Annotated in this window: 1 protein-coding gene and 1 pseudogene; both read right to left on the bottom strand. The window is 64.5% G+C overall.

Translation table 11 applies throughout. The features are described 5' to 3' along the window. Positions 1-215, bottom strand: a pseudogene (locus NW837_RS11665) (hypothetical protein); the annotation flags it as partial. After that, on the bottom strand, positions 212-629 hold a 418-nt coding region (gene ribH / locus NW837_RS11660; protein WP_414331683.1), incomplete at its 5' end, for a 6,7-dimethyl-8-ribityllumazine synthase. The gene ribH and the pseudogene NW837_RS11665, both read right to left, overlap by 4 nt.

Raw genomic sequence — 629 nt, 5'->3', positions numbered from 1 at the left:
ATGAAGCCGATTTCGTCCATGTGCCCTGCGAACATCACGCGAGGCTTACCGTCGGGGTTCAGCACGGCGATGGTGTTGCCCATCACATCGGTGTAGACTTTATCGGCGAACTCGCGCGTGTAGGCGCGGTAGACCTCCGCGGCGCGTTGCTCGTAGCCCGACGGCGACGGCGCGTTCACAATCGCCTTCAGAAACGCCAGCGACTCTGCTCTCATAGGCTCTCTCCTATCGTGCGTAGTAGGTGTGCCATTTCGATGGCGCTAAGCGCGGCTTCGCTGCCCTTGTTGCCCATCTTGCCGCCTGCGCGTTCCAGCGCCTGCTCGAAGGTCGCCTCGGTCAGGATGCCCAGCGCGATGGGCTTGCCCGTCTCCAGCATCAGGTGCATCAGCGCGCTGCAGACCGCGCTGCTGATGTGCTGGGCGTGGCTGGTCTCGCCTTGCAGCACCGCGCCGAGGCATATGATGGCGTCGTACTCGCCCGACTGGGCACACTCGCGGGCAATCAGGGGGATCTCCCAGCTGCCCGGCACGGCATAGGTGTCGATGGCGTTGGGGTCGGCGCCGTGGCGCAGCAGGGTCTGAATCGCGCCCTCTTTGAGGCGGTCGGTGATCAGCTCGTTGTAGCGGCTC

Source organism: Synechococcus sp. R6-10, from assembly GCF_047461815.1.
GTDB lineage: Bacteria > Cyanobacteriota > Cyanobacteriia > Thermostichales > Thermostichaceae > Thermostichus.
This window is presented reverse-complemented; position numbering and strand designations above follow the sequence as displayed.